Raw genomic sequence first — 22,508 nt, forward strand, 5'->3', positions numbered from 1 at the left:
TGGAACTCAGGTTCCGTTATCGGTGCGGTCGGGTACGTCGAGCCTGTTCGAACCACGCGCCGATGACTTGTGGGTTTTTTCGGTAGCCGTTAGTGAGGAGATGGTGGGTGTTTCGACTGCTCAAGAAGGCGTGGATACCGCTGCTTCTTGTCGTCGTGGTCGCGCTCGGCTCCTATGTGGTCCTGCGCGTCCGTGCCAGTTTCGGTGCCAATACCGCTGTCGGGGGAGGCGACGTTTATGCCGATACGAAGCCTTTCAATCCCAAGCACATCACCTACGAGATCACGGCACCAGGGGGGGGGGGGGGGGGGGGGGGGGGGGGGGGGGGGGGGGGGGGGGGGACTGTCAATGCGAATTATCTTGATGAAAACGGACAACCCCATCTCGTCGAGAACGCCGCACTGCCGTGGTCGTACACGATCGTGACGACTCTGCCGTCGATGTCGGCCAACATCGTTGCCCAGGGCACGGGCATGCGTCACCTTCGATGCCGGGTCATCGTCGACGACCAGGTCCGCGACGACCGCAGCTCCGATGAATTCCTTCCCTTCGTTTACTGCTTGGTGAAATCGGTATGAGCAACGAAACAGCGCAACCTTCTCGCTCCCGCATTGCCCGTCTGATCCGCGTGCTGGCGGTGCCGATCATCTTGTTTTGGCTCCTCGTCGCGCTGGGCACCACGCTGTTCACGCCGTCGCTTGGCGAGGTGGCGGGCAAGCACTCGGTGCCCATGACTCCGGTGCAGGCGCCCGCCTTTAAAGACATGATGACCATCGGCCACAAGTTCAAAGAGTTCGATACGGATTCCACGGCGATGGTCGTGTTGGAAGGCGACGACAAGCTCGCCGACAGCGCGCACGTGTTCTACAACAAGATCGTCGCGAAGCTCAAGGCCGACAAGCATGTGCAGAACGTCCAGGATTTCTGGAGTGATCCGCTGACCGCTGCCGGCTCCCAAAGCCCGGACGGCAAGGCCGCCTATGTGCAGGTCTTCCTCGACGGCGCTCAGGGCACCACGCCCAGCCACAACTCGGTGGCTGCGGTGCGAAAGATCGTCAAGAGCGTGCCGCCACCGCCGGGCGTCAAGGCCTATGTGGCCGGCAACACCGTGCTCAATACCGACACACTCATCGCCGCGCACAACAGCATGGACCTGATGACGACCGTTACGATCGCTGTCATTTTCGTGATGCTGCTCTTCATCTACCGCTCGCTGAAGAACGCGTTGCTCGCGTTGGTACTGGTCCGCTTCGAGCTCTACGCCGCCGAAGGGGTAGTGGCCACCGCCGGCAATCTGGACATCATCGGCCTTACCCCGTACGCCGTCAGCATGGTCACCATGTTGACCATCGCCACGGGGACCGACTATTTCATCTTCCTGTTGGGCCGCTACCACGAGGCACGGTCTCGTGGCGAAGATCGAGAACAGGCGTACTACACCGCCTACCACGGCGTGTTGCACGTCATCCTGGGCTCGGGTCTGACGATCGTGGGCGCCTGCTTGTGCCTGACCGCGACCCGGCTCCCGTATTTCCAGACCATGGGAGTCCCGTGCGCGATCGCCTTGGTGGTCACGATGCTGGCGGGCCTGACACTTGCGCCCGCGCTACTCGCGGTCGCGTCCCGGTTCGGGTTCTTCGATCCGAAACGTGAGGTCTCCGAACGCGGTTGGCGCAGAGTCGGCACTTTCGTGACCCGGTGGCCGAAACCAATCATCGTCGTGACCTTTTTTATCGCAGTAATCGGTTTCGTGAGCCTGACGACCTACATCCCGAGTTACAACGACAGGAAATACACCCCGCCGACCATCGCGGCGAACGTCGCCCAGGCGGCGGCCGAGCGGCACTTCAGCCCTGCCCGGATGAATCCGGAATTGCTGATGGTCGATGCCGGCCACGACGTGCGCAATCCATCGGACATGCTGGTCATCGACAGGATCGCCAAGGCCGTCTTCCATGAACGCGGAATCGGGCGGGTGCAAACGATTACCCGACCGTTGGGTGCGCCGATCGAGCACAGTTCGATCCCGTTTCAGATCGCGATGCAAAATTCGGCCACACTACAAACCGCCAAGTTCAACAACGACAACACGGCGCAGATGTTGCAACAGGCCGACGAACTGAGCCACACCATCGCAATCATGGAGCACATGTACGGGGTCATGAAAGACTTGACCGCCACGACACACAGCATGGTCGGCAAAACGCACGAGATGGTCGACACCACCAACGAGCTGCGCGACCACATCTCCGATTTCGACGACTTCTTCAGACCGATTCGCAGTTACTTCTATTGGGAAAAGCACTGTTTCGACATTCCCGTCTGCTGGTCTCTGCGTTCCCTCTTCGACACGCTGGACGGCATCGACGAGCTTGCCGACCAAATATCAGGTCTTACCGGCGATCTCGACCGCATCGACCAGCTGATGCCCAAACTACTGGCCGATTTCCCGGCGACCATCGACTCGATGAAAACGATGCGCGATTTCCTGGTGTCCACCCACAGCACGATGGCCGGCATCCAGGCACACATGCAGGAGGGAGCCGAGGGCTCCACCCTGATGGGGCAGTACTTCGACGAAGCCAAGAATGACGACTCGTTCTATCTGCCACCAGAAGTCTTCAAAAACCCCGATTTCAAACGCGGCTTGAAGATGTTCGTCTCGCCAGACGGCACGGCCGTGCGGTTCATCATCACCCACCAGGGCGACCCCGCTTCGGTTGAAGGCATCCGGCACGTCCAGGGAATCAAGCAGGCGGTTGCCGACGCCATCAAGGGCACTCCGATGGAGTCCGCGAAGGTGTATCTGGCGGGCACCGCATCGATGTACAGCGATATGCAGGACGGCGTCATCATCGACCTGACGATCGCCGGCATCGCCACCCTGATCTTGATCTTTTCGATCATGCTGCTGATCACCCGCAGCTTGGTGGCCGCCCTGGTGATCGTCGGTACGGTGCTGGCATCGCTGGGCACCGCCTGCGGTCTGTCCGTGCTGCTCTGGCAGGACATCCTTGGGCTCGGACTGCAATGGATCGTGCTGCCGCTGACGGTCATCATCCTGCTGGCCGTGGGGTCCGACTACAACCTGCTGCTAGTCTCCCGGCTGAAGGAAGAAATCCCGGCCGGCCTCAAGACCGGCATCATCCGGGGTATGGGCGCCTCGGGCCGGGTGGTCACCGCGGCCGGCCTGATCTTCGCAGCGACCATGGCATCGATGATCGTCAGCGACCTGCGCGTGATCGGGCAGTTCGGCACCGCGATCGGGATGGGCCTACTCGTCGACACGTTCATCGTGCGGGCCTTCATGACACCGGCGATCGCCGCGGTGCTAGGCCACTGGTTCTGGTGGCCGCTCAACACCTTCCGCACCAAGAAGATTGACGGACCCGAGGAGGACGCGCGCACCGCCCCCATTCCACAATTAAGTTCAAGGTGAAACCCGCTACGCCGCTCTGCTCTGCTGACGAGAACGACGTTGCCAGCTGACAGGTCCGAACCTCTGGCGCAACCGGAATTCAAGCTGCGCCAACGCACTGTCGGGCGACTGGACCGCTCACGCGACCCAGCAATTCTTGACGCCGCGCTGGCTGCTCTGGCAGAGCACGGATATGACGCCACGAACATGAACGACATCGCCGCGCGTGCCGGTGTGGGAAAGGCTGCAATCTACCGGCGATGGTGCTCGAAAGCCGCCTTGATCACAGACGCTCTCGTGTATTGGCGACCCGATTTGCTCAGTACCGACGCACCTGACACCGGCAGCCTGGCAGGCGACCTCGATGCCATCGTCGAACGAGCCGAGCGTAACGACAACACTTTGGTCAGCAACGACCTCGTCTTGCGAGTCGCGCTGGAGGCCTCCCACGACCCCGACCTCGCATCTGCGCTCGATGACCTGATTCTGTTCAAAGGCAGACGCGTCCTTTCGGCCGTTCTGGCCCAGGCCGCGGCCCGAGGCGAAATATCCTCTGCACGCGACTGGTCTCTAGTGACCGACGTCCTAACCGCGATGGGGCTGCTACGCGTCGTCAGCGGACAGACCGTCGGTGCCGAATTTGTGCGCCAGGCCATCGATACGCTCATCTTGCCCGCGGTCAATAACCCACTAGCTGGGCAACCTGGCCTGTTCCCACTGAATGAGTTTCATTTGATTTGCCCCCGCTGTCTCGAGCCATGGTTATGCGAGTAGTTGAGGGATCGAGTAGGCGGACGTTACCGAGTTAGCTGTGGCGGCGTTCGGCGTCACAAAAGTTGTCGATGGCATCGACCACGGTGGCGGCCAACTCGGTGGTGGTTGAGGGCCCTAACCGCAGTTCCTGGCACACGACAAGTGATTCATCTGATGCAAAAGGCGGTGGGTTGCCATGGATAATGTAGATATCTATGGCCCTGAATCATGGCGCTGAACCGTTCTCGGACAACGTGTTTCAGCTACCATAATGTAGTGCGACGTTCACCAACTTCTGCGCTGAAGTGTCCACCCTCTAGCCGCTGTCACGTGACGCAATGGTGTTCATGCTGACGGCCGCGCCGATTGATGACCAGGGCTTGCCGAAGCGACCCAAATGCAGTCCCCTGAAAAAATGACACGAATATGAGACAAAACGCAGATGACACGATGTGAGACAACTGGCATCACCGCAGGTCGGAGGAGCACGATATGACATCTGACATGAGAACCTACACGCCCGTGTAGGTTCTCAGCTTCGGTGTCACATTCTCAGTTGAGATGTCATATGGATGTCATATATGACACGAACCTGAGACGAAGACCCGTGTAGCTGGCGCTCGGCCCGACGAGTCGTCCGATGGTTCGGCGACTAAGCGAAAGCGCCTGCACGAGAGCATTATTCGACTACTAACTCTTTGGCGCTGCCGGCATTAGTAGCTGATGACGACGCTGTGCAATTGGCTTTCGCGACAAAAGTCGGTGGGCCATCGCCTCTGATCACGGCGGGAGCACCGTCACTAGTGGCTGACGGAGTTGGTCTTATCGGCGCCTGGCGGCCGCGCGCAAAGCGTGGTTGATACGACCGCGCGTCGTTTTGCGCTGCTACACGTGCGAGATGCGGTCTGCATCAGGGGTATTGACCTACAGCTCCGCTCGTTGACAAGGAGATTGATCGAGGATCACAGCAGTTACCAACGAAAAGAATGCAGCATGAAAGCCGTCCGTAGGCGGCGCTTATTCCATTGGCTCGACGCGATGTCCTGGCAGCCAGGCAGACAAACCTTCCCGGATCCCCCGATCTGTCTCTTCCCCTAGGGCTGGGCTGCCCGCTGGAGCTATGTCTTGGCAGCTACAGCTGAGGGTGCCGAACGGACTCGGGTCGGCACTGGCCAGTGCGGCTTCCCCGACGGAGCCGATAGCGATAGCAGCGCAAACCAGCACCTGGATAATCACTTGAGTCAACCTGGCCGACCGGTGATTTGTCGCCGCATGCTCAACTCGGTGTGCCTCAAGGCCGTCGAGTTGAGCAGAAGCACCACACGTGTAGCCGACGGATACAGTGGCGTCAGACCAACATCTTTCGATGTAGTCGACACTACCCCCGTAGGGTATCGTGGTCAATACTTCCGGCCGCGCGCCACTTAGACCGTCGTGCCGAACTCAGGGCCGTGCCGGGGCGGTGGACGGCTAATCCACTCTCGGCTGGCGGCCTCGTCGAAAGCGCGGAAGCGCCACAAAACCGGCCACGGCCAACCTTGTTGGCTCCCAACGGCCCCCGTTCCAATCTCGTGCCGACGGGTACTGCAAGGTGGTGGGGCCCGACCAGCGCCCGTCCGGTTTGCCTTCGCCGACCAATGCACATCCACGCAGCGGGAAAGCCTCTGGGCGCCCGGGCTCAGGTAGCCGCGACGGCACTGATTGCTACCGGCGGGTTGATGGTTTATGACCGCTGACGCCCCTTATGGACACACCCGGCAGCTGCGTGCAGTTGGCCTCACTGGAGATAAAGATCGCGTGGAGGACGTGATCGCCTACGCATCGCCCTGACTGTGTGTAGGCGGCGAACGGTGCTGCGGCCCACCAACAGCCGGCCGCTCAGGTTAAGAAGACTTCAGAGTGGGCGGGCTGCAGGCGGTGGGTCCGGTCCAGGCGGTGTAAGGCCACAGCGGCGACGATTCCGACGAGAATCAGTCCTGCCCATGCCAGTTCGCCCAGGCCCATTTGTCGTGCGGATCCCATGACCGCGCCCGTGGCCAAATTACCGACGAGGATTCCGGCCCCGATGATGGTGTTGTACAAGCCGTAATGGGTGGCGACCAGTCGGCCGCCCAGCGAGACCACAATGTCCATCTCGAACGGGAAGACTGCGGCCGAGCCGATGGCCAGCAGGCCCGCAGACATCAGAAGCGCCGCGATCGCCGGAAGAACGCCAAAGCGTTCGCGGTCTGGGACGACCATCAACGGCAGGAACGACGCTGCCATTATGGTCAGGCCAACAGCCAAACTGCGTCTGGTTCCCCACCTCTTGGCGAACCAGCGGGTGATGCGCAGTTGTCCACCGACCGCGGTGAGCCCTGAAACGGCGAAAAGCGCTGCGACTAGTAATGAATGAGATCCTGGCGCCAGCATCGACGCCTGCAACGGCAGTGCGAGATTGATCTGAAACGACAGCACGTAGGAACCGGTCATCGCCGCGGCGAACAACAGGAAAGAGCGATTAGCGACGACGACCCGCCAATCTTGCAATATCGAGGTCTTCTCCGGCACTGGGTCGGCGCGGCGGCGAGGCAACGCCAGTAGTTGCACGACTGTGAGCACGGCGAAGACGACCGCCGCGCCGGCCGCCGCGACCCGAAAGTCCATGGCCATCAGGACAAGTCCAACAATTGGGCCGAGCAAGATGCCGGCGTGATTGAAAATATTGAACATCGCGAACGCCTCGACACGGCGGACGCCGACGTCGGCGGCCAGATACGCGCGAATCGCTGGGTTGAACAATGCACCGGCGAAACCGGTAGCCGCGGCGGCGATCAACACGGCGGGCAAGGACTGGCCCGCCACCAGTAACGCGAACCCGCCGGTGCGCAGTAGACATCCGGCCACGATCAGCCACTTGTAGCCCAGCCGATCGGCCAACGTGCCCCCCACGATGAACATGCCCAGCTCAGAGAAATCCCTGGTACCCAGGACCAGCCCGACAGCCCACGCCGCCAGCGCGAGCGGGCCGGCCAGGTAGCCGGCCAGATAGGGCATCAGCATGTAGAAACCGACGTTGATGCCGAACTGATTGATCAGCAGAATCCGGCTGGGCTTGTCGAACCCGCGGAACCGCGCCACAAAACCCACTGACCGCACCCTATACGTCAACCCCCGCTATCAAAACGCAGACGCCGGTCAGACTGCTTGCGGCAGATCCTTACGGAACCGTCGCAGCAGCAGCGCCGCCGTCGCGGCGAAGCCGGTGCTGAGCCCGATCCACACTCCGGCCCCATGCAATTGCGCCGGGAACGCCAGGAGCAACATGGCGGGCAGGCCAACCAACCAATACCCGATCGTGGTTGCTCGCAATCCGGCTTTGGTGTTGCCGATGCCCCGCAGCAGTCCCACGGCGATGTTTTGGGTGAAGTCCACGATTTGCTGGATTATCGCGAAGAAGAGGAAGAATTTGGCGATCACCATAGTGGCCGAATCGGCGGGGTCTAAAAATGGCCGTAAAACCCAGTAGGGTGCTACCACGTAGAGCAGTCCGAGCGCCACTGTGCTAGTTACCCCAAGAAGAAGCGCGACGACCGCTATCTGCTCGGCCTGCCCTTTATCACCTTTGCCGGTCGCACGGCTGATGAGGATGGATGATCCATGGGATAAGCCGATGCTGATTTGGAAGGCGATGCGGGTCAGCTGAGTCACCACATTGTGCGCGGCCAGCACGATCGGGCCGAAGGTTCCCATCACCACGGCGGCGAGCGACGTGATCCCGGCTTCCGAGCCGTACGTCAAAGAAATAGGCACTCCCAACCGCAGAATGTGGCGGGCCATTCCAGCGTCGGCATTCCAGCCGTCGACCGACAGCAGCGGGGCGAGGTGATTGTCGCGGCGCAGGATGAAATAGAACGCCGCAACGGTGAGTACCTGCACCAGCGTCGTTGCCAGTCCGATGCCCGCCAAGCCCAGCCGGGGGAGGCCCAGCAGCCCGTAGATGAACACCAAATCCAGCGCCGCGTTCAGTGCGATGGAGGCGATGCTGACCGCCAACAGAGGACCGGGGCGGCGCATACCAACGGAGAACTGCCGCAACACATTCAGCCACACCATCGGAAGCAGCCCTGGAGCTAAGGCAATCATCATGGGGCGCGCGAGGGCCAGCACGTCTTTGTCCACCCCGAAAACGGGCAATACATAGCCTAAGGCGATCAGCGCGCCGCCGAGAAGGACAGCCGTCACGGTGGCCACCAAGAAGGCAGATCGGTTGATCTGGCGGATCTCCGTGTGCGCCTTGGTGTCTGGGCGGTCGCTTCCGGAACGTGCCTCCCCTTGAGCGGCTGCAGTGGCGACCAGGTTTCCCACCGCGGTGACTACACCGACGCACATGGTGCGCATCAGGTTGTATAGGATCGCGGCTAGCCCACCGGCGGCGATGGCTTGCACCCCGATCAGTCCCATCATGGCCAAATCGGTGGTGGTCAAAGCAACTTGGGCGAATTGCACACCCGCGATGGGTGCCGCCAAAGCGGTGAGCTGCCGGCCGGTGCGCATCAGCGGAGCAAGCCGCACCCGGCGGTTTTCACCCACGGGCGCCTGGCTCACAAGCGATCACCGTTCTGGTCGGGGCGCCAGCGAAACCGGCCCTCGTCGTCACAAGTCACCTCGAGTTTCGGCGGCAAGGGGAGTCCATGGAACTCGGATTCGTTCTTGTCCATCTGGTAGCCAGCGGTGTTGGGGTAGATCAGCAGGTCACCATAACGCGGCTGCCGCGGTAGCTCCACTTTTCGCCAGGTCAGCATGTCATAGTCCAGGCAGCTAGCCCCGCCGACGCAGCATCGGACCGGGCCCGTCGACTGCAGCTCGTCCGAGCTTTCTTGCGGCCACAGCGTCGGATCTGGGAGGAACTCGCTGGATTTCCACTGCTCCGACAAGCTCATGCTCAGCCCGAGAACGGTGATGATCCCGTAGTCGCCGCGCCGCTTGAATCCCTGCACGGGAAAAACGGTGAACCCTGTCCCGTTGAGCAACGCGCGGCCGGGCTCGAGCAGGAGCTTGGTTCCCGTTGTGGCGAACCGGTCGCCGACGGTGCCTTGGCCGCGGGTGTCCTCGCTGGCGAGGATTGCGGCCAACATGTCGGCCCCGGTCGGCTCCTGATGATAGGGGTAGAAGTGGGTGAACGTCTTGCCGGCGTGAAAGTCGCTTTCGGTGCTGTCGCGCAAGAACCGGTCCCACGTCTCGCCGTCGAGATAGCTCACTGCGAATCCGCCGCCGATAGAAATGGACGTTGCCGCCAGCCCTTGCGCACGTGCCTCAACGACACGGTCAACCAGCTGGGCCGCCAGCTGCGCCCGTGGCGCGACCTCGTATCCGTTGAGGTGAAACGAGAATCCTTCCATGGACACACGCGACCGCTGCCTGGCGCATTGTTGTAGCGCGGCATCCAATTCTGTGGGGTCCAGACCAAATCTGCTCTGCGGGTTCACCTCCGGAAGCACCCGCAACAAGATCCGGACGCTCTCGCCGCGATGGACCAGCGCGATAACCCTGTCGAGCTCGTCGAGGGCGTCCACTGCGATCAAGCAACCGTGGCGGGCAGCTAGCCAGAGCAGATGTTCGCTTTTGGCGGGCCCGGTGACCACGATGTCTGAACCGCGCACACCGCAACTAAGCGCATGAACCAATTCCGGGGCGCTGGCTGCATCGACACCTGCGCCGACCTGCGCGCAGACGCGCAACCAGCACCCCGCCTTGTTGGCTTTCTTGGCGAAAAATACTTGCCCTTCCACGCCCGCCGAGTCGAGCACATCGGTAAACGCCTTCAGGTTTCGGGCGAACTGCGGCGCGAACAGCACGTGAAACGGGCCTCCGACCGCATGAGCCATATCGGCTACCAACGAACGATCAGATATGACTTCGCGGAACCATTCCGGCTCGACCGCCGGCAGCGACAAGGGCATCTGTGCTAGCTCCACAGCCTGATTTCCTGTCCGCGTCCACGAGCGATCGCTTGGGCGGCCAGTTCGTGCGCCACGGGGATGTCGGTGATGGCCATGCCGCTATTGAAAACGAAGACCCGGTCATCCTTGTCTCGCCTGCCCGGTGCTTGTCCGGCGAGGATGTCGGGAAGCTCGGCGTCCAAGCGTAACGAGCCGTTCTCGTCGGCGAAGCGGGTGCCCGTCACCGCCAGTTGGCCCGCGCTCGTCGCGACGGCGTAGTCGGCGTCGCGCAGCGAGGACGAGTGCACGCCGGTCCCGTTGACCGAGACGAACAGCGCCCCTGGCTTGAGCCAGCTGGTGCGGAACTTGACCTCAGTGGCCGGGCCAGCCGACGTCGCGACCAGAACATCGGCTTCGTTGGCGGCTTTCTCGGGGTCGGTGACGACTTCGATGTCTCGGTCGGGGTGCTGCTCGCGGACATACGCGCGCACGGCGGCGATGCCATCCGGATGGGTGCCGAACAACAGCAGCCGATCCAAGTCCGGCAGAGCAGTCCACAGGAACGGAAAGGTGTATCGGCCTTGAGCGCCCGAACCGGTCACCAGCGCGGTGCGAGCCCCCGGCGGTGCGCATGCGCCCGCGATCAGCGCGGTGTTGGCGGCCGTTCGTAGCGCGGTCACTCGGAAGCAGTCCATAAACGCTATCGGCAAACCCGCCTTATCGTCGTAGAGCGTAATGGTGATGTATTCTTTTTTCCCGTCGTCGTTTTGCATATAATAATCTTTAAACGCCGTGATTTGTGAACCGCCGTCATAGCCGGGCATCGCATAGGCAGCCGAATCCCGGTACGGCGAGCGCATCATGATTTTGGCCGGCGCCCGAGATGAACCATCGGCCACTCGCAGATAAGCGCCCCTGACCAGCTCCATTACCTCACTGGGACTGATCGCAATGTCGGCGATATCGCTGCGTGTTAGCACGCGCAGTGCAACGTCCTCGCGGTCCAGAATCTGCTGTACCGGTTGGCTGCCTGTTGCTGCAGAAACCATTACTGTATTACGTCCTCTCGTATTTTTCATCCAGTGCAGTGCCCCAATGGGGTTCCTGCTCGTGCAATTCGTGCAGCGGGGCTATGCAGGAATCTTCACCTCGACTGAGCCATTTCCTCCCTGTATCCCCGCAGCCGCCTTCCGGATCGGTACTGCCCCGCGCAGCAGTGTGGGGTTGGTGATGGTGGTGGTGCGGGTCCAGGAGGTGATGACGTGTTGGTTGGGGTCGATGAGGGTGGTGGGGTGGGGAGTGGGTTGCCAGCCCAGGAGTTGGTGTTGGTGGCAGTAATCGTCGTTGTAGATGGTGTCGAAGTAGCGTTGCGGTCCGTCGGGAAACACCGCGGCAATCCGGGTGTCTTTGGGATAGGTGCGTGCGGCCCAACCGGCGACCAGCGCCACGGCCCCCACGCTCCAGCCGCCGCTGGCGAACTGGCTGGCCGCCAAAGTGCGAGCCGCCCAGACGGCTTCGGCCGGGGCCACCCAGTGGACTTCGTTGAAGGCGGGGTAGTCGATGTTGGCCGGGTGGATGCTGGAGCCCAGCCCGCGCATGAGCCGGGTGGTGGCCGGTTGGCCGAAAATCGTCGAGCCGATGGTGTCGACCCCGATCAGTTTCATGTCGGGGTTGAATCGGCGCAGCACCCGCGCCACACCGGCGGAGTGTCCGCCGGTGCCCACCGAGCAGACCAGCACATCGACGTTTCCGAGCTGGTCCATGAGCTCCAACCCCAGCGACTGGTAGCCGGTGATGTTGTCGGGGTTGCTGTATTGGTCGGGGCACCAGGCCCCCGGCTCGGCGGCCAGGACTTGGGCGACGCGGTCTTTGCGGGCTTGTTGCCAGCCCCCGATCGGGTGGGGTTCGGTGACCAGGTCGATCTGGGCGCCGTAGGCGGCCAGCATGTGGCGCACGATGGGTTCCATGCCGGTGTCGGTGACCACGGTGACCGGATGCCCGTAGGCCTGGCCGGCCAGCGCCAGGCCCAATCCCAGGCTGCCGCTGGTGGAATCCACGATGCGGGCTCCGGGTGTGAGTTCGCCGCGGGCGCGGGCGGCTTCGACCATGTGCAGGGCGGGGCGGTCTTTCATGCTGCCGCCGGGGTTGAACCCCTCCAACTTGGCCCAAAACCCGCGATCGGGTGGGGTCAGCGGGGCCGAGATCCGCAGCAGGGGCGTGTTGCCCACCAGGGCGGCGGGTCGCCGGGAGGTGGCGGGGGCGGGGGGTGCGCAGTCCCGCGGCTTGATGACCTTCAGTGCCGCAACGGGATGAACGCCTGTGTTGTCGAAAGGCAGAATTTCAGCCATGGGATTCGTCGCTTTCACGCGGAAGCCGCGAATATCGGTGCGCGGCACATGGTGATAGGGGTCAACGATCGCCGGCCGCCGCCGCAAAGGGCAGAAACGGCCTGGCGCTGACCAGTCAGCGACGAGACAGGCAGAACCGGGTCAAGACGTCTTGACCGGTAACAGAAAAAGCCGGGGTACGGGGCGGGCCCCGCCCGGCGGGCAGCCCAAACCGGGCCGGCCCAGCGGTCAGGGCCACGGCCAGCACCGCACCCAACACCGCCAGCGTCACCAGCGCGGCACCCGAGCGGGGCAGCACCGCTGTGGTGAACTGCTCATGATGGCCGCCCGAGGACCCCTTGCCCACATGCGGATGATCGACATTAACGGTGAACTCGCCACCCAGCGAAGCCACCAACGCGTGCGCTGGATGGGCTAGCGAAGACTGGGGATGCCCCATGATGCTGTGGGCGCCGATCAGCACCCCCCACATCGCCAACCACGCCGCAGCCCCCACCGCCACCGCATACCGCAGCCGTGGCGTTCCGCTAGCGCTGGCCAATCTCATAACACCCCGACCGTAGCACCGCCGGTCGCGGCCATTCCCGCTCCAAATCGAGTCGACGCCCGGCCGAGACCTGTCCGTGATCGATACCCCTTCAGCCGCCGGTGGGGGTCGGCCGAAGGCCCGAACGAAGGCAGGGGAAAGTCCACACCAACGACGATACGGTCTGTACCCCGTACCCGCAAAGGGTAGTGCGGCTCCAACTTCGCGTGTCGGTGTCGAGAGGGTCCCGCACTCACTGTAATAGCCATGCGGCTGACAGAACGTTGCCCCTGACGTGCGGGGCCACACGAGCCGGAATCGGGCACCGGTCCCGGTGCGCCCTCTAACGGGCGAACGCCCGTCGGGCGCGATACGGCATGCTACGTGCCATAATGAGGCCCATCAGCACTCGCATTTCCGCGATCCTGGCACCGCTTCCACGACACCGACGCCATTGCGATGGCTGACCCTCGTCACCACGCAGTAGGCGCGGGTCCCCGATGACCACGACGCTGGGAGGATAGATGACAACCCCACTCGGATATTCGGCGCAGAAGGACAACTACGCCAAGCGACTGCGCCGCATCGAGGGCCAAGTCCGCGGCATCGCGAAGATGATCGAGGACGACAAGTATTGCATCGACGTTCTCACCCAGATCAGCGCCGCCAGCAGCGCCTTACGGTCAGTTGCGCTGAATCTGCTCGACGAGCACCTTGACCACTGCCTGACCCGCGCCGCCGCGGAGGGCGGCGACCAGGCCCACGCGAAATTGGCCGAAGCGTCCGCCGCAATCGCACGACTTGTTCGCTCTTGATCGCTGCACGCATGAATACATCCGCTGCCAGGTGGAGCTCACACGACGCAGTGAGACGAACGGCTGCGACAACCCGCGGGCAGCCGTCACACCTCGCGCAAGCACACGTCGCTCAACCCTTCGCGAGGGATTAAGCGCCGGGTTACGAACACACGGCATGGGCCTGGATCAGGTTGGCAGCAGGCGCATTCTCTGTTCGTCGAATTCCTGCTGTGTCAGGATTCCGGCGTCGCGTAGCGATGCCAGCTCGCGCAGCTCGGCAGCGATGTTGATCGCTCCGACCGGCGAAACTTGCGGGGCGATTGCTGGGGCGTTTGCCTTGTCCTTCTTGTTCGGGTCGCGCGGGGCCTTCGCGGTGTCGGGCCGGCTTCGCTCCCGACCCATCGCGCTCGTGCCGGCCATCGCGCGCCCGGCCATGCTCGCCACCGCCATCTCGCCGAACAGACTCCCGGTGCCGCTGGGGGCGGCAGCGGCGCCGGCGCTGGTCGCCGGCAACGCCAGGGCGGCCGGCCGTATCGCCGGGGCGGCGGCCGTCCACCCGGGCGGTACCGACAGGCCGCCGACGGCGTTGGCCTCACCGAGCCCCGCTGACGCCAATCCGAATCCGCCCGCCGGGTTGGTGATGACCGGGAACGGCGATGGCGGAACCGCGCCCATCCCCGGGAAGGACTGCACCCCGGCCCAGCCGCTGACGATGTCATCGGTGTGGAAACCGGTCAGCGCGCCGGCGATGTCGAAGGGAAGCGCAACCGTACCCGAGGGTGCTGCTATGCCGAGTCCCGAGAGGCTCGCCGGCCCGTTGAGAAAGACCGTGATCAGATCGCTCTCCACGCCCAGCACGTCCGTCACCGACGGGTCGACGGCATTTGGCCCCACTGCGGCTCTGGTCAGCATGTTGGGGACGGCTGAGAGTGATTGCTGGGTAACGGCGTTGCGTGTGCTCCCGGCGGCGGTGCCGGTGGCCTGGGCTACGGCTCTGGATTGATCGGCGCCGGAGTTGGTGGTCTGATCCGGCTGGGCAAACGGTGTCAGCGTGGTCGCCGACGCTGTCGAACCCGCGTAGCCGAACATCGCCGCGGTGTCACGCGCCCACATCTCCGCATACTCGGTCTCGGTGGTGGCGATCGCCGGCGTGTTCTGCCCGAGGAAGTTCGTCGCGACGAGGGACGCCAGCAGGGTGCGGTTCGCCGTGATCACGGGGGGCGGCACCGTCTGGGCGAAGGCCGTCTCGTAGGCGAACGCCGCGGCCCGGGCCTTGGTGGCGGTTTCTTCGGCCTGGGCGCCGGTGGTCCGCATCCACTCCAGATAGGGGGCGATCGCCGCGGTCATGGTCGCGGCCGACGGGCCGACCCACGGGCCGGAGGTGAGGGCGGTGATCTCCGCCTGGTAGGAGTCCGCCGTCGACTGCAGCGCGGCGGCCAATTCGTCCCAGGCCATGGCGGCGGCCAGCATGGGTCCCGACCCCGGACCGGCGTACATCCGCGCGGAGTTGACCTCCGGCGGTAGTACTGCGAAGTCCACGTTCTCCTCCGATCGCTCTCATGGCCGCGAGGGCATCGACGGCTCCGGTGCGCGTCGTATGGGGGTAGCCAGCCGAACAGCAAACAAATCGCAATCCTTCGGGCAGTGCCGGTACCGCGAAGAAAGGCGACCTAATGAGACCGTCCCGACTGCTGAGGGATCGGCCTCACACGTTTGCAGGTGTGACCCAACGTTAACGAATACAGCGAAATTGTTGATACAGATTACTTGCACATGACACAAGAACTCACAAAGGGTTTGGCGCCTCGTCTGAGAAATCGCGTCCAGCCGCCTTCGAGGCGCCGCACAGCCATGATGGGTTGTGGGGTGTCGATGCCCCTCACTGCCATTGGCGGCACAGCCGGAGTGATTCGCTGAACGAGAATGCCGTCCGCCGCCGCGACTCGGTATATGCCGGTCCACTGGTGCTATCGGGATGCGGTAGCAATACGACCATTCCTCAGGAGGGTCATCGGGATCGTGACCGGGTACGGTCTCTATCGGGTTGGTGGAAGCGTCTGATTGAGCCACAGCGGCTGCGGGCAGACTTGTAGCTGTCGTGCAGCGGTCCAGAAGTCAAAGCACCGCCAAGGGCCGCCAAGGGAACCGGCCCTCGAACCGAGGAAAGGGCTTGTTGTGATGAGAATCAGGACTCTGACGGCGGCTGTCGCGGCGTTAGCGGCGCTGGTCGGCGTCGGCGCATGTAGTAACTCCCACACTGACCAGGCAGGCGCCACAAAGGGCGCACCGACGTCAGCGTCGGCCCCGGACGGCCATAAGCAGGCTGATGTCGTGTTCGCACAGCACATGATTCCGCATCATCAGCAGGCCGTTGAGATGAGCGACATTGTGTTGGGCAAGCAAGGGATCGATTCCCGTGTCGTAGATCTGGCGAATCAGATCAAGGCAGCTCAAGGGCCAGAGATTGAACAAATGCAGACTTGGTTGGGTCAGTGGGGGACGCCGAGCCAGACGATGATGCCCAGCCAGAGCATGATGCCCACTCAGAGCACGATGCCGGGTATGAGCGGGATGTCCGACGAGGACATGGCTGCGCTAAAGAATGCTCAGGGCGTGGAGGCCAGCAGGCTGTTCTTGACGCAGATGATCCAACATCATCGGGGCGCGATCGCCATGGCCCAGGACGAGGTCAATTCCGGTGGATATCCTGCGGCGACGGCGATGGCCCGCTCGATCATCGCCAGCCAACAGCAGGAGATCGACACTATGCAGAAGCTGCTGGCCTCGCTGTAACTGTCAAGACGCCCGCGGGATCACCGGATGCCCGGCTGAAACCGGCGAAGCCGCAAGCTGTTACTGACGACGAACCCCGAGGAGAGCGCCATCGCGGCGCCGGCCAGCATCGGATTGAGCAGCCCGGCGGCGGCGAGTGGCAGCGCGGCGACGTTGTAGGCGAAGGCCCAGAACAGGTTTCCCTTGATCGTGGCCAACGTCTTGCGCGATAGCCGGATCGCATCCGGCACCGCGCGCAAGTCGCCGCGGACCAGGGTGAGGTCACTGGCCTCGATGGCGACATCGGTGCCGGTACCCATCGCCAGTCCGAGGTCGGCCCGGGCCAGCGCGGCAGCGTCGTTGACGCCATCGCCGACCATGGCCACCACCTTGCCATCGGTCTGCAGCCGCTTGATGGTATCGACCTTGTCCTGGGGCAGCACCTCCGCGATCACGTGGTCGATGCCGACCTGACGGGCGACCGTGTCAGCGGCGGCCTGGTTGTCGCCGGTGAGCATGATCGGCGTCAATCCAAGCGCGCGTAGTTGGCTGATGGCCTCGGCCGACGTCGGTTTGACCGCGTCGGCCACCACGAGCACGCCGCGTGGCCTGCCATCCCAGCCGACCGCGACGGCGGTTTTACCATGCGACTCGGCCGCGTGCATGGACTCAGCGAGCTTCTCCGGCAGGTGCTGCGACCAGTCCGCCAGCAGCCGTTCGCGGCCCACCATCACCGCGTGGCCATCGACCACACCTTGGACACCGAGCCCCTCGAGGTTGGTGAATTCCTCGACGGCCGGAAGTTCGCCGAGCTTCTCGCGTGCCGCTTTGGCGATCGCGGTGGCGATGGGATGCTCGGAGGCAGCCTCCAGCGCGCCGGCTACCCGGAGCACCTGATCGGGCTGTTCGCCGTCGTCGGTGATCACATCGGTCAGGGTCATCGCGCCAGCGGTTACCGTGCCGGTCTTGTCGAGGACGATGGTGTCGATGCGTCGCGTCGATTCCAGCACCTCGGGACCCTTGATGAGGATGCCGAGTTGGGCGCCGCGGCCGGTGCCGACCATCAGAGCGGTCGGCGTGGCCAGGCCTAGTGCGCAGGGGCAGGCGATGATCAATACTGCGACGGCGGCCGTGAACGCCGCGCCGATCGACCCGCCGACGACCATCCACAATCCCAGCGTCGCTACCGACAACACGATGACTATCGGCACGAAGATGGCCGAGATCTTGTCGGCCAGCCGCTGCGCTTTCGCCTTTCCGGTTTGCGCCTCCTCGACCAGCCTGGCCATCTGCGCCAGCTGGGTGTCGGAGCCGATCCGGTTGGCCCGCACCACTAGTCGGCCGCCGACATTGACGGTGGCCCCGATGACGTGGTCGTCGGGCCGAACCTCCACCGGCACCGATTCGCCGGTCAGCATCGATGCATCCACCGCCGAAGCGCCCTCGACGACGACGCCGTCGGTGGCGATTTTCTCCCCAGGCCGCACCACAAACTCGTCGCCGACCGCCAGTTGTTCAATCGGAATGCGTTGCTCCACACCGCCTTTGCGCACCGCGACGTCCTTGGCGCCAAGGTCGAGCAACGCACGCAGCGCGGCGCCGGCCCTCCGCTTGGCTCGGGCCTCGAAGAACCGGCCAGCCAGGATGAAGGTTGTGACACCGGCGGCGGCCTCGAGATAGATGTTCCCGGTGCCATCGGTGCGTGTGACGGTGAACTCGAACGCGTGCCTCATCCCAGGCATTCCGGCGGTGCCCCAGAACAGCGCATAGACGGACCAGCCCAACGCGGCGAGCGTGCCCATCGAGATCAGCGTGTCCATGGTGGCGGTGCCGTGCCGCAGGTTGGCCCACGCGGCCCGATGGAACGGCCATGCCCCCCACACGACCACTGGAGCCGCCAGCGTCAGCGAGAGCCATTGCCAATTGGTGAACTGGAGCGGCGGGACCATGGCCATCACGATCACCGGCACGGTCAGCACCAGCGAAACCAGGAGCCGCTGCCGTAGCGACGCGGTGGGGTCGTCGGGCTGCTCGTTCAGGTCGCCATCGGTCGCCTTGGGCTGGGGAAGCGCCGCCGAGTAGCCGGCATCCGCGACAGCGGCCACCAACTGATCGGCCGAGACATCTCCGACGTAGGCCACGCTGGCCCTTTCCGTTGCGTAGTTGACCGTCGCGGTGACGCCGTCAAGCTTGTTGAGCTTCTTCTCAATTCGGGCCGCGCACGACGCGCAGGTCATGCCGTCGATCAGCAGCTCGACGTGGCCGTTGGGTGTTGTCTCGATGACGGGACGCACAATGCTCTCCTTTAGGGGCCCGGCCTGCTAGCGGGGCCGGCGGACCGTTCGACGGGGGTCGCACACAGTTGAGGGTTTGCTTCAGCCGGCGAGCTGGTATCCGGCCTCTTCGACGGCGGCCTTGAGCGCGTCGTTGTCGACTGGGTTGTCGCTCTCCACGGTGACCTTGCCAGTTGACAAATCGACGTCGACTGCGGTGACGCCGGCGATGCTGCCGACCTCATCATGTACTGAGGATGCGCAATGGGCGCAGGTCATTCCCGCAACCCTGACTGTGACGGTGCTCATGTCGGCTCCTTTCACGTCGAAAGCCGTTTCAATCAACAATATACCCCCATAGGGTATCTGTCCAAGTGTCAACATCCCGAACGAACGCGTTGCCGAGCTCACGGGGACGAAGGTTCATTTGGCATAACCACATTTCGCCGAAAATATTGCCCCGATCGAAAGATGGCACGGACCACCAACGGCTATTGACGGCCTCACTGCGAAGCGAAGCGCCCATTTATCGAGTCGCATCGGGCCGGCATGCAGTCCGGCGGCCGAATCGACGCGACGCACAGGAATTAGTTCCTGGTCAGGGTGCAGCTCCCGGTCCGCCCAACTGCGTCAGAACGTCTGCAAGGGATGCCCCTCCGAGAAGCTCCGAGACCTCTAGATCGTGATTGAATTCCGCCTTTACGCGGCGGCGCAACTCCAGTGCCTGCAGGGAATCCAGACCGATGGCGACCATGGGGGCGGTGGTGTCGATTGTCTCGGCGCGGTCGACACCGATGGCTTCGGCCAACAGGTTTACCAACCGTTGGGGCAGGCCTGTCTCCTCGACGGGGGCTGGAGCTTCGATGACAGAAGTTGCCGCGACGGGCGAGGTCAGCCGGGATAGCAGCGGGCCGTAGCCGTAGACCTCCAGTACCGATCGCGCGCGAGGAAAGTCGAATGCCGCGACGATGGCATTGCCAGGAAGTCGGCGCATTCCCAAAGCGATTGCATCGGCGGGAGACATCGGGACGACACCGATGCCTGCCAGCTGCGCCATGCTCGTGGCATCGAGGTCAAAGTGGACGGTCCACTGCCCCCACTGCACGGACACGCAGTCCAGCCCCTGGGCTCGCAGCCGGTGCGCCATGGCATCCAGCATCCGATTGGCCGCCGCGTAGACGACCTGCCCTCGGCCTCCGATCGTCGCCCTGGCCGAGGAGCATAGAACTACACGACAGTTATCCGTCCTGGGGAACGCCCCCAATATCCGCCAGATGCCAACAACTTTGGCGCGTAACGCCTGGTCGACTTTCTCGGCGGTGATGTCCAGGAAATCGACAGCCGAATACTCTACGGCGGCGTGGATTATCAGATCCGCAGGCACGCCTTGGTTTTCGGTAGCCAGTCGCGATACCGCTGCTTGGTCGTCCACGTCGCACCTGGTGACACGGATCTGCGTCGCTGTGGCCGAACGAATGTGCTGCAGCCGATCTGCGACGGCAGCCGTCTCGCCCGATCTGCTTACCAACGTGATCCGCTGCGCGCCGCGGTGCGCGAAGTGCTCACAGAATTCGAGCCCGAGATTTCCTGTGCCCCCGATGATGAGCACATGCTCAAGGGGTGCTGTGTCGCGGTCGCCGGCGAAGGTGTCGCCCTCGGCGAGCCGCTTGGCGTAGAGGCCGCCGTTGCGGAGTGCCAGCTCCGATTCTTCAGCCGTGTGCAGCGCCATGAGGATCGCGTGTGCCGAGTCTGACGCCGTCAACCCGCGCGGCAGATCGAGGTGCCGGAATCCGATGCCCGGATAATCGGCGCCTATGCTGCGAAACCCTGCGCTGGCTGCCGCATGCACCGGATCCGGCGGCGCATCGTCTGCAACAACCGCCTCACCGCCGACTGTTACGAGCCAGCAGTCGGTGAGCGCGTCGTGTATCCCCGGCCACCAGCTGCGGTCGGCAAAGAATGTTGCGACCTCGGCTGCTGCGGCGGCGTCGTCCAGTTCGGGCGATTGCGGAACCAGTATGACGAGCGTATCGAGATCGCCACTGGCGGCGCTGTTTTCGGTGTTGATCATGCGAGCCGCGGCGCCGATCTCTTCTGCCACGACGCATAACGTGGTGGCCAGGTCCCCGCAGGTCCCGGTGTGATCAACTATTCCGATGGCGCGCGGCGGCATCAGTGAGCGCTGCGACAGCCGAACCCACTCCTCGACGAGAAGGCGAGCCGGTATGGCTTCTGCGGCTAGGCCGCGCGCCGAATCAGCCACTGCGGCAACGGGTGTGACAGCGGATGATTGGCGGGCACGCACGGGCAGAACCTCGTTATACGGCAGCCACAGCCGCGTCTCGTTCATCCGGGTGTTGGGAAAATCGCGTAATGGGAGCCGGACGTGGCAGTCAGATTCGGTGCGCAGGCACTCCCACGAATAGTCGAGGTCGTGTACTGCCACCTGCGCGAGGCCGCGGGTGAACTCGCCCAAATCGGTGGCAGTTCGCTCCGACGTGCCGACCACCACCGCCTCGCGTTCACCCGCCTGGACAGCGAGATTCTCGTGAATCGCCAACTGCAGCGTCGGATGTTCGGCCATTTCAACGAAAGTGTCGATGCCGTGCCGCACCGCGGTCGCAATCGCTTTATCGAAGCGAACGGTGTTGCGCAGGTTCCAGAACCAATATTCGTCGACCGGCAGCTCAGGCATGATGGGGCCGCCGAGAGTGCCTCCGAGGCAGTCGATGTCGGTGTCGAGGAACTTCGGATTCTGCAGTTGGCGCTGCATGGACGCACGTACCGAAGTGGCGAGCTCATTGATCAAGCTGCTGTGCGCGGGATACTGCACGGCAATGACGCGCGCGAACGTGCCGCGCTCGGTCAACGTGTCCACGATGCCCTGCACCGTCTCTTGATCACCTGAAATGCCCACCATGCTCGGGGAATTCACCACCGACAGCTGCGCCCAGCCCGAGCAACGTGCGAGTAAGTCCTCGCAGGTGTCGCGGTCGGCGGCGACAACGGCCATGGCGTAATCACCGGACGCGAACTCGTCGGCGGCACGTGCGCGGAGCCCGACGACGAGCGCGGCATCTGCCAAAGTGGTCATCCCGGATACGTAGGCCGCGGCGATCTCGCCCTGACTGTGCCCGATGGTGACGTTGGGCGCAATGCCGAATGATCGCCACATCGCGGCCAGGCCGGCCATCTGGGTGAACAACGCGGGCTGGACGACGCCCGAACTGTCTTCGGCTGGAAATTCGTCGTCGAGAAGGTATTTCAGCGGCGACTCGCCGAACTGCGTCTGGAATGCCTCGGCACAGCGATCTGCCTCGGTGCGGAACGCCGGTAGCGACTCGTAAAAGAGCCGCCCCATCCCCGGCCGTTGGCCTCCCTGCCCGGGAAAAACATAGGCGAGCCGTCGGGTGCTGGCGGGTGTATTCGTGCGAACCAACGAAGGGTGTTCGTGTTCATCGATAACCGCGCGCAGGGCGCTGATCAACTCGTCGTGGTGGGTCACCATGGCCAAGGCTCGGTGCCGGCGGGCGATCCGCGTCCGAAACAGCATTTCGGCGATCCGGTCGGGTGCCACCTCGGGATGATCTGCCGCATAAGAAAGAAGGCCTGCAGCTTCCTCACGCAGAAGGTCGCGGGATTCGGCGGATAGCAGGACGGGAATGGCGCCGTTCGGAAGCCGGTAGGTAACAGGTGCCAC

General features: G+C 63.5%; 15 protein-coding genes. 5 read left to right on the forward strand and 10 right to left on the reverse strand.

The window, feature by feature from the left end:
• Window positions 1-107: 107 nt before the first annotated feature.
• From AC0KS4_RS06635 to AC0KS4_RS06645, 3 genes are read left to right on the forward strand one after another with little or no spacing between them, the layout of a single operon-like run.
• Window positions 108-578 carry an MmpS family transport accessory protein gene (locus AC0KS4_RS06635; protein WP_472408502.1) on the forward strand — a complete coding sequence of 157 codons (471 nt, stop codon included), beginning with the start codon at window positions 108-110 and terminating at the stop codon, window positions 576-578.
• Complete coding sequence (locus AC0KS4_RS06640) at window positions 575-3,439, forward strand: MMPL/RND family transporter (RefSeq protein WP_080588005.1); 2,865 nt, start codon at window positions 575-577, stop codon at window positions 3,437-3,439. Before AC0KS4_RS06635 ends, AC0KS4_RS06640 begins: the two co-directional genes overlap by 4 nt.
• A gap of 39 nt (window positions 3,440-3,478) precedes the next feature.
• Window positions 3,479-4,192, forward strand: coding sequence for a TetR/AcrR family transcriptional regulator (locus tag AC0KS4_RS06645; RefSeq protein WP_080588006.1), 714 nt, complete (start codon window positions 3,479-3,481; stop codon window positions 4,190-4,192).
• Between the two features lie 1,857 nt (window positions 4,193-6,049).
• Here the strand turns inward: AC0KS4_RS06645 and AC0KS4_RS06650 are convergent.
• The 6 genes from AC0KS4_RS06650 to lpqS all read right to left on the reverse strand — a co-directional run bounded on the left by AC0KS4_RS06650 (window position 6,050) and on the right by lpqS (window position 12,987).
• A complete protein-coding gene (locus AC0KS4_RS06650; RefSeq protein WP_238957623.1) occupies window positions 6,050-7,300 on the reverse strand; it encodes an MFS transporter in 1,251 nt (416 codons plus the stop codon).
• A gap of 48 nt (window positions 7,301-7,348) precedes the next feature.
• Window positions 7,349-8,743, reverse strand: a complete 1,395-nt coding sequence (locus AC0KS4_RS06655) for an MATE family efflux transporter (RefSeq protein WP_225330562.1) — start codon at window positions 8,741-8,743, stop codon at window positions 7,349-7,351.
• An 11-nt stretch (window positions 8,744-8,754) separates the two neighbouring features.
• Entirely contained in the window at window positions 8,755-10,038 is a 1,284-nt protein-coding gene (locus AC0KS4_RS06660; protein ID WP_225330567.1) for an alanine racemase, read from the reverse strand.
• A gap of 80 nt (window positions 10,039-10,118) precedes the next feature.
• The gene (locus AC0KS4_RS06665; RefSeq protein WP_225330563.1) at window positions 10,119-11,141 is read right to left on the reverse strand and encodes an ornithine cyclodeaminase; all 1,023 of its coding nucleotides are present in this window, start codon (window positions 11,139-11,141) and stop codon (window positions 10,119-10,121) included.
• A gap of 81 nt (window positions 11,142-11,222) precedes the next feature.
• A complete protein-coding gene (locus AC0KS4_RS06670; RefSeq protein ID WP_225330564.1) occupies window positions 11,223-12,440 on the reverse strand; it encodes a PLP-dependent cysteine synthase family protein in 1,218 nt (405 codons plus the stop codon).
• Between the two features lie 115 nt (window positions 12,441-12,555).
• Complete coding sequence (lpqS, locus tag AC0KS4_RS06675; protein WP_225330565.1) at window positions 12,556-12,987, reverse strand: putative copper homeostasis (lipo)protein LpqS; 432 nt, start codon at window positions 12,985-12,987, stop codon at window positions 12,556-12,558.
• A 503-nt stretch (window positions 12,988-13,490) separates the two neighbouring features.
• On the opposite strand from lpqS, the gene ricR reads away from it, so the two are divergent.
• Complete coding sequence (ricR, locus tag AC0KS4_RS06680; protein WP_008257501.1) at window positions 13,491-13,781, forward strand: copper-sensing transcriptional repressor RicR; 291 nt, start codon at window positions 13,491-13,493, stop codon at window positions 13,779-13,781.
• 168 nt (window positions 13,782-13,949) lie between these two features.
• On the opposite strand, the gene AC0KS4_RS06685 is transcribed toward ricR, so the two are convergent.
• Complete coding sequence (locus AC0KS4_RS06685; RefSeq protein ID WP_238957626.1) at window positions 13,950-15,302, reverse strand: PPE family protein, SVP subgroup; 1,353 nt, start codon at window positions 15,300-15,302, stop codon at window positions 13,950-13,952.
• Between the two features lie 639 nt (window positions 15,303-15,941).
• On the opposite strand from AC0KS4_RS06685, the gene AC0KS4_RS06690 reads away from it, so the two are divergent.
• Window positions 15,942-16,556: a DUF305 domain-containing protein gene (locus AC0KS4_RS06690; RefSeq protein ID WP_225330634.1), complete on the forward strand. Its 615-nt coding sequence runs from the start codon at window positions 15,942-15,944 to the stop codon at window positions 16,554-16,556.
• Between the two features lie 20 nt (window positions 16,557-16,576).
• Here the strand turns inward: AC0KS4_RS06690 and AC0KS4_RS06695 are convergent, their stop codons facing one another.
• The 3 genes from AC0KS4_RS06695 to nbtC all read right to left on the reverse strand — a co-directional run bounded on the left by AC0KS4_RS06695 (window position 16,577) and on the right by nbtC (window position 22,508).
• A complete protein-coding gene (locus AC0KS4_RS06695) occupies window positions 16,577-18,829 on the reverse strand; it encodes a heavy metal translocating P-type ATPase (protein ID WP_238957627.1) in 2,253 nt (750 codons plus the stop codon).
• Between the two features lie 81 nt (window positions 18,830-18,910).
• Complete coding sequence (locus AC0KS4_RS06700) at window positions 18,911-19,117, reverse strand: heavy-metal-associated domain-containing protein (RefSeq protein WP_014711838.1); 207 nt, start codon at window positions 19,115-19,117, stop codon at window positions 18,911-18,913.
• A 289-nt stretch (window positions 19,118-19,406) separates the two neighbouring features.
• Window positions 19,407-22,508: a nocobactin polyketide synthase NbtC gene (gene nbtC / locus AC0KS4_RS06705; RefSeq protein WP_308193094.1), complete on the reverse strand. Its 3,102-nt coding sequence runs from the start codon at window positions 22,506-22,508 to the stop codon at window positions 19,407-19,409.

Source organism: Mycobacterium sp. NTMscope_MAC_12 (assembly GCF_976985675.1).

Excerpts from the sequence above, each read along its gene's own strand:
- AC0KS4_RS06700 (WP_014711838.1), bottom strand. The coding sequence starts at position 19,117 with ATGAGCACCGTCACAGTCAGGGTTGCGGGAATGACCTGCGCCCATTGC.
- ricR (WP_008257501.1), top strand. The coding sequence starts at position 13,491 with ATGACAACCCCACTCGGATATTCGGCGCAGAAGGACAACTACGCCAAG.
- AC0KS4_RS06640 (WP_080588005.1), top strand. The coding sequence starts at position 575 with ATGAGCAACGAAACAGCGCAACCTTCTCGCTCCCGCATTGCCCGTCTG.
- AC0KS4_RS06665 (WP_225330563.1), bottom strand. The coding sequence starts at position 11,141 with ATGGTTTCTGCAGCAACAGGCAGCCAACCGGTACAGCAGATTCTGGAC.
- AC0KS4_RS06690 (WP_225330634.1), top strand. The coding sequence starts at position 15,942 with ATGAGAATCAGGACTCTGACGGCGGCTGTCGCGGCGTTAGCGGCGCTG.
- AC0KS4_RS06670 (WP_225330564.1), bottom strand. The coding sequence starts at position 12,440 with ATGGCTGAAATTCTGCCTTTCGACAACACAGGCGTTCATCCCGTTGCG.
- lpqS (WP_225330565.1), bottom strand. The coding sequence starts at position 12,987 with ATGAGATTGGCCAGCGCTAGCGGAACGCCACGGCTGCGGTATGCGGTG.
- AC0KS4_RS06660 (WP_225330567.1), bottom strand. The coding sequence starts at position 10,038 with ATGGCTCATGCGGTCGGAGGCCCGTTTCACGTGCTGTTCGCGCCGCAG.